The organism is Inhella sp., from assembly GCF_027532025.1.
Lineage (GTDB): Bacteria > Pseudomonadota > Gammaproteobacteria > Burkholderiales > Burkholderiaceae_C > Inhella.
Window position 1 is genome coordinate 14,859 of record NZ_JAPZSY010000014.1, and the last position, 15,388, is coordinate 30,246.

At 67.5% G+C, this 15,388-nt stretch carries 14 protein-coding genes; 5 read left to right on the forward strand and 9 right to left on the reverse strand.

Features of this window, described 5'->3' with window-relative positions; genetic code table 11:
* Window positions 1–23 precede the first annotated feature (23 nt).
* Window positions 24–305 (reverse strand): hypothetical protein, encoded by a 282-nt coding sequence (locus O9335_RS03120; protein WP_298383421.1) that lies wholly within the window; start codon window positions 303–305, stop codon window positions 24–26.
* A gap of 849 nt (window positions 306–1,154) precedes the next feature.
* Window positions 1,155–2,144, reverse strand: coding sequence for a DNA-binding protein YbiB (ybiB, locus tag O9335_RS03125; protein ID WP_298383423.1), 990 nt, complete (start codon window positions 2,142–2,144; stop codon window positions 1,155–1,157).
* Window positions 2,145–2,299: 155 nt separating this feature from the next.
* On the opposite strand from ybiB, the gene O9335_RS03130 reads away from it, so the two are divergent.
* The 3 genes from O9335_RS03130 to O9335_RS03140 all read left to right on the forward strand — a co-directional run bounded on the left by O9335_RS03130 (window position 2,300) and on the right by O9335_RS03140 (window position 5,109).
* On the forward strand, window positions 2,300–2,464 hold the full coding sequence (locus tag O9335_RS03130) for a hypothetical protein (RefSeq protein ID WP_164845951.1): 165 nt from the start codon (window positions 2,300–2,302) through the stop codon (window positions 2,462–2,464).
* A 69-nt stretch (window positions 2,465–2,533) separates the two neighbouring features.
* Complete coding sequence (locus O9335_RS03135; RefSeq protein ID WP_298383433.1) at window positions 2,534–4,198, forward strand: NAD(P)/FAD-dependent oxidoreductase; 1,665 nt, start codon at window positions 2,534–2,536, stop codon at window positions 4,196–4,198.
* Entirely contained in the window at window positions 4,195–5,109 is a 915-nt protein-coding gene (locus tag O9335_RS03140) for a patatin-like phospholipase family protein (protein WP_298383436.1), read from the forward strand. Before O9335_RS03135 ends, O9335_RS03140 begins: the two co-directional genes overlap by 4 nt.
* Here the strand turns inward: O9335_RS03140 and mobA are convergent.
* From mobA to O9335_RS03155, 3 genes are all read right to left on the reverse strand, one after another.
* Window positions 5,064–5,699, reverse strand: coding sequence for a molybdenum cofactor guanylyltransferase MobA (gene mobA, locus O9335_RS03145; RefSeq protein ID WP_298383439.1), 636 nt, complete (start codon window positions 5,697–5,699; stop codon window positions 5,064–5,066). The two genes, O9335_RS03140 and mobA, sit on opposite strands and share 46 nt — an antisense overlap.
* A gap of 2 nt (window positions 5,700–5,701) precedes the next feature.
* Complete coding sequence (gene moaA / locus O9335_RS03150; RefSeq protein ID WP_298383441.1) at window positions 5,702–6,805, reverse strand: GTP 3',8-cyclase MoaA; 1,104 nt, start codon at window positions 6,803–6,805, stop codon at window positions 5,702–5,704.
* Window positions 6,806–6,884: 79 nt separating this feature from the next.
* Window positions 6,885–7,538, reverse strand: coding sequence for a C40 family peptidase (locus O9335_RS03155; protein WP_298383444.1), 654 nt, complete (start codon window positions 7,536–7,538; stop codon window positions 6,885–6,887).
* A 259-nt stretch (window positions 7,539–7,797) separates the two neighbouring features.
* Between O9335_RS03155 and O9335_RS03160 the strand changes: the two genes are divergently transcribed.
* Entirely contained in the window at window positions 7,798–9,690 is a 1,893-nt protein-coding gene (locus O9335_RS03160) for a propionate--CoA ligase (RefSeq protein WP_298383447.1), read from the forward strand.
* Window positions 9,691–9,694: 4 nt separating this feature from the next.
* Here the strand turns inward: O9335_RS03160 and O9335_RS03165 are convergent, their stop codons facing one another.
* Window positions 9,695–10,387 (reverse strand): DUF3047 domain-containing protein, encoded by a 693-nt coding sequence (locus tag O9335_RS03165; protein ID WP_298383450.1) that lies wholly within the window; start codon window positions 10,385–10,387, stop codon window positions 9,695–9,697.
* A 199-nt stretch (window positions 10,388–10,586) separates the two neighbouring features.
* Here O9335_RS03165 and O9335_RS03170 point away from each other — a divergent pair, with 199 nt between their 5' ends.
* Entirely contained in the window at window positions 10,587–11,171 is a 585-nt protein-coding gene (locus O9335_RS03170) for a PEP-CTERM sorting domain-containing protein (protein WP_298383453.1), read from the forward strand.
* A gap of 64 nt (window positions 11,172–11,235) precedes the next feature.
* Here the strand turns inward: O9335_RS03170 and O9335_RS03175 are convergent, their stop codons facing one another.
* From O9335_RS03175 to O9335_RS03185, 3 genes are all read right to left on the reverse strand, one after another.
* Window positions 11,236–12,882, reverse strand: coding sequence for a PhoH family protein (locus O9335_RS03175; RefSeq protein WP_298383455.1), 1,647 nt, complete (start codon window positions 12,880–12,882; stop codon window positions 11,236–11,238).
* A 110-nt stretch (window positions 12,883–12,992) separates the two neighbouring features.
* Window positions 12,993–14,396 (reverse strand): alpha-amylase family glycosyl hydrolase, encoded by a 1,404-nt coding sequence (locus O9335_RS03180; RefSeq protein ID WP_298383458.1) that lies wholly within the window; start codon window positions 14,394–14,396, stop codon window positions 12,993–12,995.
* A 496-nt stretch (window positions 14,397–14,892) separates the two neighbouring features.
* Window positions 14,893–15,381: a peroxiredoxin gene (locus O9335_RS03185; RefSeq protein ID WP_298383461.1), complete on the reverse strand. Its 489-nt coding sequence runs from the start codon at window positions 15,379–15,381 to the stop codon at window positions 14,893–14,895.
* Between the last annotated feature and the right edge of the window lie 7 nt (window positions 15,382–15,388).

Here is a 15,388-nt window from a genome sequence, read left to right on the forward strand (position 1 = left end):
TCCGATTCACGTGCCTGTCTTGATCAGCCCGGCTGCAGTGCCAGCCTGACCGTACCAGCTAAGGCGATCAGCGCAGTGACCACGCCGAGAGCAATGGGCATCGGCTCTTGAAGCCAAGCCTGCTTGACTGCCCACCACAGCGACAACCAAACAGACTCGGTGACCTCAACAGGGGGTGAGATGGCGAGTGCCAGGTCTTCCGGCGGCGCGCCGGAGCTGGCCACATCCAGGTAGTCGATCCGGCGTAGGAAGAACTGCTCACGGGCGTCCTCCCACTGCTCGCGTGTCGGCCATTGCATGTTCATCGCTGCATTCCGTCCTAGCTACGGGGGCGGTCAGGAGGTTGGAACCTTGGGAAGAGGCGGACCACCGCTTGGCGCTGGCGAGCCGCTCTTGTTCTCGGACACCTTGCTACGGACGTATTGCTCACCTGCCCTTCGTGCTGCAGCAGTCTGGGCAGCGCCGCCCGGGAAGCCACCGGCTCGACGCGCTGCCGACGACATCTCACGCTTCATCGCCTTCTGGTCGCCCTTACCCATATCGAAGCCCGTCTGGGCCTTGAGCTGACCCGGGGTCAGGTCTTCCCTTTTGCCCCTTGAGCTGACCCGGGGTCACCCATTAGCCGCCTCCGTCAAGTAGCAAAAGCGAACCCCTGCCCCGAGCGGGCGCGGTCGTTCTTCCATCCAAAGCCGTCTTCCCAGTCGTCGAAGTCCAGCACACTTGGTTCTCGATGTTTTGGTTGCGCCGCAGCGCACCAGTCACCCATCAGGATCAAGGCCCTGGGCCTCGCGGCCTGAGCCCCTGGCGGCATTCACCGCCCCAGAAAACCCTCTGTTCCCCAGCGCGTCCAATCATTCCGGCCTGATACATGTTCGGCCGGCACAGGTCTTGTGGCTGCGCCGCCGTGCCTCACGGTCTTGGCGCTCCAACCCCATCTGGCTCGCGCTGCGGGCGCTGCGTCCTTCTCGGAACTGAGCGGGATCGGCGCGGGCTGGCATTCAGGTCTCATGGTTCTGCCAACCCCATAGCTGCTTGGCCCGCGCCGTCCCTTCACCTTGCACTCCTTGGTTCAGCCGAAGGCGCGCGCCGCATCAAACGGCGCGCCGCTCTTCATCACGGGGAAAAAGGCCCGCGCCAGCTTGTGGGTACTGGGGTCAGGTCTTGCCTTTTGCCACCTCCGTTGTCGACCTGTCGGGTCCCAGCCATTTGCCCGCCATGCTCGCCAATCGACCCAGAGCCACCACCATCTCGGCCAAGCGAGTCGGCCAAGCCGCAGCGCCGTGCGATAGATGTCCAAGCAGCTTTTGAGCTTCGGCGGAAGCCTCCCCCTGGGTTTCCCAGAGCGCAGCGTCCTCGACGTCTCCGAGCACCAGCGCGACCGCCTCCCCACCCACAAACGCCTGCAAACTCGCCTGCCGCCGCGGGTGCGGATAGGCCTCCCCCTCGCACCCCTTGAGCAACAAGCTCGGCCCATCCAGCTGCGGCAGCACCGATGCCAGGGCGTCGAGAAAGTCGCCATGGGTCACGGCCGCCACGCGCACGCTGTGGCCGTGGAAGGGGTCGAGCAGCTTGGCCATCGTGTGCGCGCTGTTGCGCAGGCCCAGGCGGGGGCGCAGGGCCATGAGGCGGTCCAGGCCGGGGCAGAGCAGGGCGGTGGGCAGCACGGCCAGGTTCTGGGCGTTCAGGCGTTCTTGCGCTTCGGCCAGGGTGTTGCAGCGGGGGTGGCCCAGGGCGGCGAACAGGGCGAAGGTGTCGCCGCGGGCGGCGCCGAAGTCGTTGCGGCCGTGCACCAGCACGGGCACGCCTTGCTGGGCCAGGTGCAGGGCCAGCAGGGGCATGAGGTTCAAGAGCTTGCGCGCGCCGTTGAGCGTGGGCAGCAGCACCACGCGCTGCGCGTGCTGCAGCCGCTGCACGCGGGCCTGCATGGCGTCGTGAAAGCCCAGCAGCTCGTCCACCGATTCGCCCTTGACGCGCAGGGCCAGCACGATGGCACCCAGGCGCAGCTCGTCGACCTCGCCGTCCAGCATGGCGCCGAAAAGGGCGGCGGCTTGCTCGCGGCTCAGGTCGCGGGCGCCCCGGGCGCCGCGGCCGATTTCTTTGATCAGGGCGGGAAGGTCGAGGGGCGGTGCGGCAGGCGGGCTCATGGCCGGTTCAGTGTAGGCAGCCCGGGCATCGCCTAAACTCCCGCCCTTCCTGTCGCCCGCGCGTGCCCCGCACGCGAGGCCCGTGGCAGGCAATGCGCCGATGTCCCTCGCTGGCTTCTGCCCGTTCAACCTCTCTCATTTTCTGGAGCCACACCATGGGCAACAAGATCCGCACCGAAGCCGACCGCAAGGCCACCCCCCGTCCCGTCGCCCCCAAGGGCGTGACCTACACGACGGCCCGCGGCCAAAAGCGCAGCCAAGAGCGCGGCTCGCACACCCGCAGCAAGAAGAACCCGGGCAAGCGTCCGCACCAAGGCTGATCGGTCTTCCGAACTCCTTCCGCACGGCGCCCCTGGGCGCCGTTGGTTTTTCAGCTTGACGTCACCTCCATGCTCCGCATCACCGACCTTCGCCTGCCCCTGAACCACGCCGAGCCTGCCTTGCGCGCGGCGGTGATGGCGCGCCTGGGCCTGAAGCGCGACGCCGAGTTGGTGGCGTTCACGGTGTTCAAGCGCGCCTACGACGCGCGCCGCAAGACCGACATCCAGCTGATCTACACCCTGGACTGCGAACTGGCTGACGCCGCCCAAGAGGCGGCGTTGCTGGCCCAGGGCGACCCGCACCTGCGCCCGAGCCCGGACACGACTTACCGCGTTGTGGCGCAGGCGCCGGTGGACTTCGACGCCAGCGGCGAAAAGTTGCGCCCGCTGGTGGTGGGCTTTGGCCCCTGCGGCCTGTTCGCGGCCTTGGTGCTGGCGCAGATGGGCTTGAAGCCCATCGTGCTGGAGCGCGGCCGCGCCGTGCGCGAGCGCACCAAGGACACCTGGGGCCTGTGGCGGCAAAGCGTGCTGCAGCCCGAGAGCAACGTGCAGTTCGGCGAGGGCGGGGCGGGCACGTTCTCCGACGGCAAGCTGTGGAGCCAAATTTCCGACCCGCGCCACCTCACCCGCAAGGTGCTGACGGAGTTCGTGAAGGCCGGCGCGCCAGAAGAGATCCTCTTCGTGAGCAAGCCGCACATCGGCACCTTCCGGCTGGTGAGCATGATCGAGAAGATGCGCGCCGACATCACCGCGCTGGGTGGCGAGATCCGCTTCCAGCAGCGGGTGACGGACGTGCTGATCGAGGACGGCCACATCCGCGGCGTGACGCTGGACAGCGGCGAGCAACTGCGCGCCGACCACGTGGTGATGGCCCTGGGCCACAGCGCGCGCGACACCTTCGCCATGCTGCAGCAGCGCGGCGTTTACATGGAGGCCAAGCCGTTTTCGATCGGCTTTCGCATCGAGCACCCGCAGTCGGTCATCGACCGCGCGCGCTTCGGCCCCAACGCCGGCCACCCCATCCTGGGCGCGGCCGACTACAAGCTGGTGCACCACGCCAGCAACGGGCGCTCGGTGTACAGCTTCTGCATGTGCCCCGGCGGCACGGTGGTGGCGGCCACGTCGGAGCCCAACCGCGTCGTCACCAATGGCATGAGCCAGTACTCGCGCGCCGAGCGCAACGCCAACGCCGGCATCGTGGTGGGCATCAACCCGCAGGACTACCGGCAGGACGGCCTGTCCAGCGGCCCCGTGAATCCGCTGGACGGCGTGGCCTTCCAGCGCATTTGGGAAAGCCGCGCTTACGAGCTGGGCGAGGGCGGCTACCGCGCGCCCGGCGCCTTGGTGGGCGACTTTTTGAAGCGCCAGCGCTCGGCGGTGTTTGGTGAGGTGGAGCCCTCGTACAAGCCGGGCGTGACCCTGACGCAGGTGGCCGACCCCGAGCGCCCGGTGCTGCCGCACTACGTGCTGGACGCGATTCGGGAAGCGCTGCCCGCCTTCGGCCGCCAGATCAAGGGCTTCGACCGGCCCGACGCCGTGCTGACGGGGGTGGAGACGCGCACTTCGTCGCCACTGCGCATCACCCGCGGTAAGGACCACCAAAGCCTGAACGTGAAGGGCCTGTACCCGGCGGGCGAGGGCGCGGGCTACGCCGGCGGCATCATGTCGGCGGGGGTGGACGGCATCGAGGTGGCCGAGTCGGTGGGGCGTTCGATCCTGGGGCTGGCGGCATGAGCGCGCGCTGGAAAGCCATGGCCATAGCCTGCTGCTTGGCCCTGCTGAGCGGCTGTTCGGTGCTGTCGCCCGCGCCAAGCCGCCCGCCCGGCCCGCCCTCGGTGGAGCCCGAGCCCGAACCGACACCACCGCGGGTACTCAAGGCGCCCAAGGTGGCGCTGGCCCTGGGCGGCGGCGCGGCGCGGGGCTTCGCCCACATCGGCGTGGTGCAGGTGCTGGAAGAAAACGGCATCAAGGTGGACCTGGTGGCCGGCACTTCGGCCGGCAGCCTGGTGGCGGCGCTGTACGCCAGCGGCAAGTCGGGCCAGGAGATGGCCAAGCTGGCCGAAACGATGGACGAGGGCGCCATCACCGACTGGAGCTTTCCGCTCAAGGGCCTGATCAAGGGCGAGGCCTTGGCCCGCTACGTGCGCCAGCAAACCGGAGGCAAGACGATCGAGCAGTTGCCCGTGCCCCTGGGCATCGTGGCCACGAACCTGCACGACGGCAGCGGCGTGCTGTTCCGCAGCGGCGACCTGGGGCAGGCCGTGCGCGCCAGCAGCGCGGTGCCGGCGGTGTTTCAGCCGGTGGAGATCGGCGCGCGCACCTTCGTGGACGGCGGCTTGGTGGCGCCCGTGCCGGTGCGCTACGCGCGCCAGATGGGCGCCGAGGTGGTGATCGCCATCGACATCAGTTCGCCCCCGGACCCCAAGACCAAGACCGATCCTTTCAACATGCTGATGCAGACCGTGGCCATCATGGGCCGCAGCATCAACAGTTCCGAACTGCGCGAGGCCGAGGTGGTGATTCGCCCCGACCTGACCGGCGTGGCCAGCAGCGATTTCAGCGCGCGCAAGCAGGCCATCGCGGCCGGCCGGGCCGCGGCTCAGGCGCTGCTGCCGCGCTTGAAGGCCGCCGTGGCGCCTCGCTGAACCGACGCCTGCCGCAGCCCCAGCGCGTCGGGGGCGTTGCAGTTGGCGAAGGCGCCGGCGCCCCCGTGCCAGGCCACTGACTGAGCCCCCAAGCGCTGCAGGGCGCCACGCAGGCTGCGCTCGCCCATGCGCCAGGCCTCGTCCAAGGCAGGGGCCGCGGCCACCGCCACGAGCGCGTGCGCGGGCTCTGGGCCGAGGTTGTGTTGCGGGTAGGCGGCTGGGGCCGTGCCCAAGGCGTGGCGCAGGCGCAGGCACAAGTCGGTGGGCAGGTGCGGCGTGTCGCAGGCGCTGAACTGAACCCACTCAGCCCCCCAAGCCTGGGCCCATGCCAAGGCCGCTCGCCAACCGGCCAGCGGGCCCTCGAAGGCCTGCGGCTGGTCATCGCTCCACACCGGGTGGCCGCGTTGGGCGTAGGCCTCGGGGTTTCGGTTGGCCACGATGGCCAGCGCGTCCACCTGCGGCCCCAGCCGGGCCAGCACGGCGTCCACCATCGCGGCGTCGCCCCAGGGCAGCAGGCCCTTGTCGGCGCCGCCCATGCGCTGCCCCCGACCACCGGCCAGCACCACGCCAAGCACCCGAGGCGCAACCATGCTCAGCCGCCGATGTAGGACATCTCGACCCGCTGCGTGGCCCGCAGCCATTCGGCTTCGGGCGTGTCGGCCAAACGCAGGGCGGAGTAGCGGTCGCTGCGTTGCGCCCAGTGGCCGGCGATGTGGGCGCGCAAGGTCGCGTCGTCGGTTTGGCCGTCGCGCAGCCAGCGCCGGAGGTCCAACCCCTGGTGGCCAAACAGGCAGGTGAACAGGCGGCCGTCGGTGCTCAGCCGTGCGCGGTTGCATTGGCCACAGAAGGCTTGGCTGACGCTGCTGATGAAGCCCACTTCGCCCGCTCCATCGTCGTAAGCCCAGCGCTCGGCGGTTTCGCCGGGTTCGCTCGGGTCCAGCGCGTGCAGCGGGTGGGCGGCGTGCAGCCGCTCGCGCAACACGGCGCTGGGCACCACGTCGTCCAAGCGCCAGCCGTTGCTGGCGCCCACGTCCATGAACTCGATGAAGCGCAGCACGATGCCGCGGTGCCGGAAATGACGCGCCAATGGCAGCAGTTCCTGTTCGTTCACGCCACGCTGAACCACCGCATTGACCTTGATGGGCCCGAGGCCGGCTTGCTGCGCCGCGGCGATGCCCTCCAACACCTCCGCCACGCCCACATCCATGTCGTTCATGCGGCGGAAAACGGCGTCGTCCATGGCATCCAGGCTCACGCTGACGCGTTGCAGTCCAGCCTCCGCCAGCGCGGCGGCGTGCTGGCGCAACAGGGTGCCGTTGGTGGTCAGCGTCAGGTCCAGCGGCAGGCCTTCGGGCGTGCGCAACCCGGCCAACTGGCGAACGAGGGTGGGCAGCTCGCGCCGCAGCAGGGGCTCGCCCCCGGTGATGCGCAACTTGCGCACGCCGAGTCCGACGAAGGCACGGGCGGTGCGCGTGATTTCTTCAAAGCTCAGCAGGTCGGCCTGCGGAAGAAAGCGGTGGCCGGGCCCGAACACCGACTTGGGCATGCAGTACGTGCAGCGGAAATTGCAGCGGTCGGTGACGGAGATGCGCAGATCGCGCAGGGGCCGCTGCAGCGCGTCTTGCACCGCCGCGCCTTCGGGCACCGTCAGTGGGCGCGAGCGCAACTGGTGCAGGGGAATGCGAACCTCGGTCATGTCGGGTCCGGATTGTGCCCAGCGGCCGGCGCACTCGAGATCGAGGGGGCGATCTGCCCCGCTGATCGGGCCGGGTGGTTCAGGACTCGGGCTGCTGGGCGCGACGTGCGCCCGTGAAGCGACGCGACCAGTAAGCGTCGCGCATGTCTTCCACCCGCACCACGGCACCGGCGCGGGGCGCATGGATGAACTTGCCATCGCCCAAGTAGATGCCGACGTGGGAGAAGGTGCGACGCATGGTGTTGAAGAACACCAGATCGCCGGGTTTGAGCTCGGCGCGATCGATGGACAGCAGGCGGTCGCTTTGGGCTTGTTCGTCGGCCCGGCGCGGCAGCACAAAGCCCAGCGAGTGCTCGAACACGTAGCGGGTGAATCCGCTGCAGTCGAAGCCTTGCTCGCTGTTGTTGCCTCCGCGCACGTAAGGCACACCCAAGAACCCCATGGCCTTGCGCACCAGGGCGCCAGCGCCATCGCGCACGCCGCTGAGCCAGGTGCTTTCATCGGCCTGACCGCCGCCATCGCCCTCGGCCGGCGGGCCGATCCAGCCCTGCTGCTGCAAAAAGCGCTGCAAGCCGGCTGGTGCTGGCTGGCTGGCTGCGGCCTTGGGTGCTTCAGCCGCGTTGGGGTTGGGCGGCCCGCCGTCTGCCGGCGGCGCGGCCAAGGCACCGCCCAGCGCGAGGGCGCTGAGCAGGGCGATCAACCGGGGGAAGCGGGGCAGGACTAGGGTCTTCACGCAGGGCGGGGGTGGGGCAGAGGGGGGTGACGCTGCCGCGGCGGCCTCTCCCCGGCAGGGGCCTTGGGCACCTGGCCTTTGAAAACGCCGGAGTTTGGGCCCCGGGGCGCGGGGGTGTCAACCCAAAGCCGGTTTGGAACCGGCCCGCTCCTGGGCAAACCCCAGGGTTTGTCAGGGGGCGCGGCTGGTGGGGCGGTCAGCCTCGCGTCAGGCGGGGGTTCCCACAATGGAGTTTCTCCAGCCTCTCACCGCCACGCCCATGAGCCTCAGTCCGATTGCCGACCCGAGTGGCCGCTACACCGCTCTGTACGAACGCTCCTTGTGCGAACCCGAGGCCTTTTGGGCCGAGCAGGCGGCGCTGATCGATTGGTTCTCGCCCTGGCAGCAGGTGTTCGACGGCAGCCGGCCGCCGTTCGCCAAGTGGTTCGTGGGTGGGCGCACCAACCTGTGCCACAACGCGGTGGACCGCCATGCTGCCACCCGTCCCGATGCGCCTGCCTTGATCTGGGCCTCCACCGAGGTCGACCAAGAGAAAACCTGGACCTTCGCCCAATTGCGCGATGAGGTGCAGGCCATGGCCGCCGTGTTGCAAGACCAGGGCGTGGGCGAGGGCGACCGCGTGCTGATCTATTGCCCCATGGTCCCCGAAGCCGCGTTCGCGATGCTGGCCTGCGCGCGCATCGGGGCCATTCACTCCGTCGTCTTCGGCGGCTTCGCCTCGCACGCCCTGGCCGGGCGCATCGACGACGCGCAGCCCAAGCTCATCGTCAGCTGCGACGCCGGCAGCCGTGGCGGCAAGGTCACGGCCTACCAACCGCTGTTGGACGAGGCGCTGAGTTTGGCGGGCCATCGGCCCGAGCGGGTGCTGTGGATCGATCGCGGCCTGCAGCCTTTGCACCGCCATGACACGCGCGACCTGTTGTGGCACGAGGAGCGCCAGCGCGTGTGGGGCCGTTCCGTGCCCTGCACTCCACTGGAGAGCAACCAGACCAGCTACACCCTGTACACCAGCGGCACCACAGGCAAACCGAAGGGCGTGCAGCGCGACGTCGGCGGCTACGCCGTGGCCCTGGCCATGTCCATGAAGCACATCTTCGACGGCCGGCCCGGCGAGACCTACTTCAGCACCAGCGACATCGGCTGGGTGGTGGGGCACAGCTATATCGTGTACGGGCCGTTGATCGCCGGCATGGCCACCTTGATGTTCGAGGGCCTGCCCGTGCGGCCTGACGCGGGCGTGTGGTGGCGCTTGGTGGCAAAGCACCGCGTCACGGTGATGTTCAGCGCCCCCACTGCCGTGCGCGTGCTGCGCAAGGCCGACCCGGCTCACCTGACCCAGAGCGACCTGTCCAGCCTGCGTTCGCTGTTCCTGGCCGGCGAGCCGTTGGACGAGCCCACGGCACGCTGGATTCGTGACGCCCTGGGCAAGCCGGTGATCGACAACTACTGGCAGACCGAAACCGGCTGGCCGATCCTCACCCTGGCGCGCGGCGTGGCGCCGATGCACGAGCGACTGGGCAGCCCCGGCGTGCCCATGCCCGGTTACCGCGCCGTTTTGGTGGACCCCGAGACGGGCCAGCCCGTGACCGAGCCGGGCCACAAGGGCGTGCTGGCGCTGGACTACCCGCTGCCCCCAGGCTGCTTGCAAACCGTGTGGGGCGACGACGCCCGCTTCGTCACGACTTACTGGGGCAGCCTGCCCGGGCCGCAGCGCTACTCCACCTTCGACGTGGCCACACGCGACGCCGACGGTTACACCTTCATCCTGGGCCGCAGCGACGACGTGATCAACGTGGCCGGCCACCGGCTGGGCACCCGCGAAATCGAGGAATGCATCGCGTCTCACCCCGCGGTGGCCGAAGTGGCCGTGGTGGGCGTGGCCGACGCGCTCAAGGGCCAAGTGCCGTGGGCCTTTGTCGTGCCCAAGGGCGACGCCGAGGGCTTGGCCGCTGGCGTGCAAGCGCATGTGGATGCGCAGTTGGGTGCGGTGGCGCGCCCCAGCCGCGTGCTGGTGTTGCCCCTGTTGCCCAAGACGCGCAGCGGCAAGCTGCTGCGTCGGGCCATGCAGGCGGTGTGCGAGGGACGGGACACGGGCGACCTCTCCACCATCGAAGACGCCGGCGCGCTGGCCGGGCTGCGCGCCGCGCTTTGAGGGCTCAGACGCTCACCGCGCCATACCAGGCCTGCACCTGCTGCTGGGTGTTGTCGCCGTCGGTCATGAAGGCCACCGAGCGCAGTGGACCAGGGGCTTCGCCAAAGGCGGTCTCGAAGTCAGCTGCTATGTCGCGTCGGTGGTCGCGCCAGCGCCCGAGGCCCTCCGAGCCGCTGTCGAGCACCCATTTGCGGATGCGTTCGCTGCGCGCGCTGGTGACGAGGGTGTCCACCGCCGCTTCGCTGTCGTACACGTACATCAGGGTGGCGTAGGGGGGCTCCTCTCCCGTCAGCAGTTGCGCCAACTCGAACTGCGCGCGCACGCGGGCCGACAGGCGGCTGCGATCACCATCGAAGCCAAAAACCACCCGCGCCACGGCATCGTCGCGGCCAGGATCCGTCACGCTGGCCCCCTTTACCACCGCGGGCGCCCACCAGGAAAAGCTCACCTCACCCAGGCGGTCTGGAGGCAGATCCAAGCGTTGCCGCCACAGGCTGACGGAGCGGTCGGCCACGGCCTCGACGGCCCAGCGGCCTTCGTGAAACGCCCGTTGGTAGCGCGTGGGGGCTTTGCCTGGCAATCGCACGCCATGCCAGCCACCGGCTTCAGGCAGGGGCGGGCGGGTGCTGCAGGCACTCAGGGTGCTGAGCAGCGCCAGGGCTCCGAAGCCCAGCGTGGTGCGGCGGTTGGTGACCATGCGGTGAAAGTGCGACAAAACCCGATCCTGCCGCGGGTGCGATTCCCCCTCGGTTGGGGGGGACTGCGGCGGTCGGGTGTTGCAGTTGCAACCTTTGCACGCTTTTCAAGGGTTGGGTTCGGCACAGTTCGAATATCGGGTCCGCCGGATCTTCCCTTTGTCCATCCCCAACATGAAAAAGCTCGTTTCTGCCGCTCTGATGAGCCTGCCCTTGCTGGCCAGCGCCGCGCCCGTCAACCTCGTCGTCAATGGCGATTTCGAATCGGTCGTCTTGGGCGCCGGCACCTGGACCAACGTCAGCACCTTGGCGGGCTGGACCCGCGTGGGCGGTCCCGGTACTGGCTTCGAGGTTCGCAACAACGTTTCGGGCCAAGCCTACTTGGGCAAGAACTTCATCGAGCTGGACACCAACGGCAACACCACCATCGAGCAGCTGTTCAACAGCTTGGTCACCAGCGCTGGCTACACCCTGAGCTTCGCTTACAGCCCGCGCCCGGGCGTGGCCGCGGCTTCGAACGGCATGGATGTGTTCTGGAACGGCCGGCAGTTGGCCCCGACGATGATCGGCACTGGCGGTGGCGCGCACCAGTGGAAGGTGTACAGCTTCGACGTGTACGCCGCGGCTGGCACCAACAGCCTGCGCTTCGCCAGCGTCGGCACCAACGACAGCCTCGGTGGTTCGCTGGACGCTGTGAGTCTGAAGGTGCCTGAGCCGAGCGCCTTCGCGCTGGCTGGTCTGGGCGTGCTGGGCCTGTGGGCTGCGCGCCGCCGGCGCGCAGCCTGACCGCCGAACCCATCGCCAACGAAAAAGGGCGCCCAACGGGCGCCCTTTTTCATGCCGTGTGCCTTCACAGCACTTCGGAAGCGAAGTCGGCCAAGCGCGAGCGCTCGCCGCGCGCCAGCGTGATGTGGCCGCTGTGCGCCCAGCCTTTGAAACGATCCACGCAAAAGGTCAGTCCGGAGCTGCCTTCGGTGAGGTAGGGCGTGTCGATCTGCGCGAGGTTGCCGAGACAGACCATCTTGGTACCCGGACCCGCCCGGGTCAGCAGGGTTTTCATCTGCTTGGGGGTCAGGTTCTGAGCCTCGTCGATGATGACGAACTTGTTCAGGAAGGTGCGACCGCGCATGAAGTTCAGGCTTTTGATGCGCACCTTGCTGCGCATCAGCTCCTGGGTGGCGGCGCGGCCCCACTCGCCGGCGCCACCGTCGCCCTTGGTCAGTACCTCCAGGTTGTCGTCCAAAGCGCCCATCCAGGGGCCCATCTTTTCTTCTTCGGTGCCTGGCAGGAAGCCGATGTCCTCGCCCACCGGGACCGTCACACGGGTGACGATGATTTCGCTGTAACGGCGCTCGTCCAGTACCTGAGCCAAGCCGGCGGCCAAAGTGAGCAACGTTTTGCCGGTGCCCGCAGTGCCGGTCAACGTGACCAGGTCCACGTCAGGGTCCATCAACAGGTTCAGTGCGAAGTTCTGCTCGCGGTTGCGCGCGGCAATGCCCCACACCGCGTTCTTGCTGTTGCCGTAGTCCTTCAGCGTGCGCAGCACGGCGGTCTTTCCGGTGATCTCGGTCACACGGGCATGCAACGGAGCCTCGCCCGGCGCTTCCAGGTACAGCATCTCATTGACCAGCAGCGATGGCACCAAGGGGCCGCTGATGCGGTAGTAGGTGTGACCGTTGGTGGTCCAACTCTCCATGGTCTTGCCATGGCGCTCCCAAAAATCGGCGGGCAGCTGCTGCACGCCGGTGTAGAGCAGATCAGAGTCTTCCAGCGCCTTGTCGTTGCGGTAGTCCTCGGCCGGCAGGCCCAGCGCGCGGGCCTTGATGCGCATGTTGATGTCTTTCGACACCAGCACCACCTCGCGGCCCGGATTGCGCTCTTTGAGCGCTTGCACCACGGCAAGGATTTGGTTGTCGGCCTTGCCTTGGGGCAAGCCGGCGGGCAGGGTCGTGGGCAGGGCCTCGGTTTGGAAGAACAGGCGGCCAGTGGCTTCTTTGTGACCGCTGTGGTCCAGCGGCAGGCCTTTGCTCATCTCAAGCAGGGACTGCGTGGCCATCGCGCCCGCCAGCACGTCGAGTTCGCGACTGACCTGACGCACGTTGCGAGCCACTTCGCTCATGCCCTTCTTGTGCCCGTCGAGCTCTTCCAGCGTGATCATGGGCAGGAAGACGTCGTGCTCGTCGAAACGGAACAAGGACATCGGATCGTGCATGAGCACGTTGGTGTCCAGCACGAACAGCTTGGTGGGCTCCCCAGGCTGCGTGCGCGTTTTGGTGCGGGGCTTGGGCGCCAACACGGGGGTGGCGCGCTCGGCCAACGCCGGCGCCGAGGCGGCGACAGGCGGCGGCGCGGTCAGGGGTGAGGCGGGTGCCGCTCGTGAGACCGAGCCTGCGGCCTTCTTGACGGCCGCGGGCTTCTTCATCGGCTTGAGGTCTTGGGCCAGGGCAGGGGCTTGGACGCGGTCGGCTTTCTTGCTGGGGGCTTTGGGCAGGGGCATGGCAGAAGAGAAAAAGCCGCCCACGAAGGGGCGGCTTTGGGTTCAGGAAGCAAGGCTGCGAGGCATGTGAGCCAGTATGCACCAGCCCCGAGTTCCGCTTTCTACGTGCTTTAGCGCAGCCACATGCGGGCGGTTCGGGCGGGCAAGCTGAAGGTATGGCTGCCGCTGGTGATGCGAACGACGTTGCCCGAGCCCACGGTGTCGGTGTAGTTCGTGTTCCACCAGAGCACGCTGTTGTTCATGTTCACCGTGGCATTCACCGTGCTGCCGCATTTGTTGATGCCAACGATGCCTTGGTTGCCGCGGCGGAACACGATGTGGCATTGCCCATGCGAAAGCACCTGCATGTCGCTGCCCTGCACGGTGTTATGGAAGCGGATCATGCCTTTGAGGTCGGCGCGGTTGTAGGCGTTGACCCACCGGTTATCGCCGCTTTCGTTGTTGTCGGAATAGACCATGGGCACGCCACCGTCGCGGCCCATGACGTAGGCGTAGGCCAGCGTCTCGTCGGTGGGGTCCATGATTTGGTAGCGGAAGCCACTGTTGTTCGGTATGTCGTGCGTGACCGTGAAGGTGACAGCACGAGAGCCCGGTAGCGCTTGACCGAAAGCGCCCGGATCGACCAATTGACTCATGGAGCCTCCGATGCTGAAAGCCCCACGGATGGAGGCGAACAGCGGGAAGTCGTAGGCGCCGTGGTCGGTGCCGCTCAGGTAGGGTGCCAAGAAGCGGTCGTATTCGGTCTCTCCGGCACCGCCACCGGTGATGATTTCGCCGAAAACGTGCATGCCGCTCTTGATCGTGCTGGTCAGCACCGCGTTCATGTGGCTGTTGGGCATGTGCTTGGCGGCGTCGATGCGAAAGCCCTTGACGCCCATGTTCTTCAGCGCCTGCAGGTACTGCTGTTGCTGGCTGATGACCCAGGAGTTGGCCACCAAATCGGGCAGGCCAGCGTCGCCGCTGCCGCCGCACAGGCGCCAGTTCTGAACCTGCCAAACGTCGCTGTAGTTGTTGATGCAGTTGGCGGACCCGAAGTCGCCAGCGCCCAGGAAGTTTTGCGACAGGGTGCCGAACAGCCGAAGGCCGTTGTAGTAGCTCGTGTTGCCGGCGTAGGTGGTGAGCACGGCCGAGCCAGGGTAGTTCAGGTCGGGGCGTCGCCAGGCTTCGTTGGCCATGTGATTGAGGATCACGTCGGCGTACACCCGCACGCCCTTGGCATTCAATGCGTTGACCATGGCCTTGAAGGCGTTGGTGTCGCCCAGCGGGTGATGGATCACGCGGTAGTCCTGCGGCTGGTAGCGCGACCACCAAGCCCCACCTTCCGACTTGTAGGCTGGGGCCACCAACACCATGCGATAGCCGGCGGCGCGGATCTGCTCGGCGCGAGCCTGCACGTCGGCGTACTTCCAGTTGAACGCGTGCAAGATCACGTCGGCCTGCGCGGGCGTCAAAGCGACGATGCCCAGACCAATGGCTGTCAAGGCGGTACGCCAGCGGGGCAAGAAGCGGTTCATCGGAGTCTCCTGGGGGGTGGTGCGCCCGATTCAGGCGCGACGGGGCCACGGCGCCTGGACGGGGGTCGGCGCCGACTGTGGATGCTGGGGAAGAGGCAGGCGCTGAGCCGAGCCGAAGAAACGGCTGGCGACTCAGGGGCAGAGCGTTAACCGCTGGGGGGCGTGGGGCGGGGTGTCATCGCGATCGGCTCCTGCGCGGCCGTCCGGACTTGGCGGGCGGCTCTCGGGTATCCCTGGGCATCGCGCCTTCCAATACTGCCGAATCCCTCGACGTCGTACTGCAGGCGACGGGGTGCGCGATGGGTGTAGTTTGACTACCTGGCGCCGCCGTGGGTATGGCGGTTTCCCGTAATGGTTGGGCCGGGGGTGTGAAACTCGGTCACATGCCGGCCTGTAATTTGCCTAGAAATCGCCGGGGTATTCGCGTCGTTGCCAGGGGTCTAGCGGGCACAAAAAAGCCCGGCGTGGCCGGGCTTTTTGGGCGAGGGGGAGCCGCTCAGGCCGCTACTTTGGCTTCGGCTTGCAGCGTTTTGATGGCGGCGACGACTTCTTCCGTGTGGCCGGTTACCTTGACCCCCCGCCACTCGGCACGCAGGATGCCTTGCGGGTCGATGAGGAAGGTCGAGCGCTCGATGCCCTTGACCTTTTTACCGTACATGATCTTGTTCTTGACCACGCCGAACAGGTGGCACAGCTTTTCTTCGGTGTCCGCCACCAGCTCGAAGGGCAAACCCAGGGCTTCCTTGAATTTGTTGTGCGAGAGCAGGTTGTCGCGCGACACCCCCAACACCACAGCACCGAGTTTCGTGAGTTCTTTGTGGTGATCGCGGAACTGCATCGCTTCCGTCGTGCACCCCGGAGTGTTGTCTTTGGGGTAGAAATACAGCACCAGGAACTTTCCCGCAAAGCTATGCTGGGTGAACTTCAGCCCGCCGGTGGCTTGGGCCTCGATGTCGGGAAGGGCTTTGTTGAGCGCTGGCGTCATGAGGTCG

What these genes read in the sequence shown, in the direction of transcription:
- O9335_RS03175 (WP_298383455.1), bottom strand. Translation starts at nt 12,882, where the DNA reads ATGCCCCTGCCCAAAGCCCCCAGCAAGAAAGCCGACCGCGTCCAAGCC.
- O9335_RS03130 (WP_164845951.1), top strand. Translation starts at nt 2,300, where the DNA reads ATGGGCAACAAGATCCGCACCGAAGCCGACCGCAAGGCCACCCCCCGT.
- O9335_RS03160 (WP_298383447.1), top strand. Translation starts at nt 7,798, where the DNA reads ATGAGCCTCAGTCCGATTGCCGACCCGAGTGGCCGCTACACCGCTCTG.
- ybiB (WP_298383423.1), bottom strand. Translation starts at nt 2,144, where the DNA reads ATGAGCCCGCCTGCCGCACCGCCCCTCGACCTTCCCGCCCTGATCAAA.
- O9335_RS03165 (WP_298383450.1), bottom strand. Translation starts at nt 10,387, where the DNA reads ATGGTCACCAACCGCCGCACCACGCTGGGCTTCGGAGCCCTGGCGCTG.
- O9335_RS03140 (WP_298383436.1), top strand. Translation starts at nt 4,195, where the DNA reads ATGAGCGCGCGCTGGAAAGCCATGGCCATAGCCTGCTGCTTGGCCCTG.
- moaA (WP_298383441.1), bottom strand. Translation starts at nt 6,805, where the DNA reads ATGACCGAGGTTCGCATTCCCCTGCACCAGTTGCGCTCGCGCCCACTG.
- O9335_RS03170 (WP_298383453.1), top strand. Translation starts at nt 10,587, where the DNA reads ATGAGCCTGCCCTTGCTGGCCAGCGCCGCGCCCGTCAACCTCGTCGTC.
- O9335_RS03120 (WP_298383421.1), bottom strand. Translation starts at nt 305, where the DNA reads ATGAACATGCAATGGCCGACACGCGAGCAGTGGGAGGACGCCCGTGAG.
- O9335_RS03180 (WP_298383458.1), bottom strand. Translation starts at nt 14,396, where the DNA reads ATGAACCGCTTCTTGCCCCGCTGGCGTACCGCCTTGACAGCCATTGGT.
- O9335_RS03185 (WP_298383461.1), bottom strand. Translation starts at nt 15,381, where the DNA reads ATGACGCCAGCGCTCAACAAAGCCCTTCCCGACATCGAGGCCCAAGCC.
- mobA (WP_298383439.1), bottom strand. Translation starts at nt 5,699, where the DNA reads ATGGTTGCGCCTCGGGTGCTTGGCGTGGTGCTGGCCGGTGGTCGGGGG.
- O9335_RS03135 (WP_298383433.1), top strand. Translation starts at nt 2,534, where the DNA reads ATGCTCCGCATCACCGACCTTCGCCTGCCCCTGAACCACGCCGAGCCT.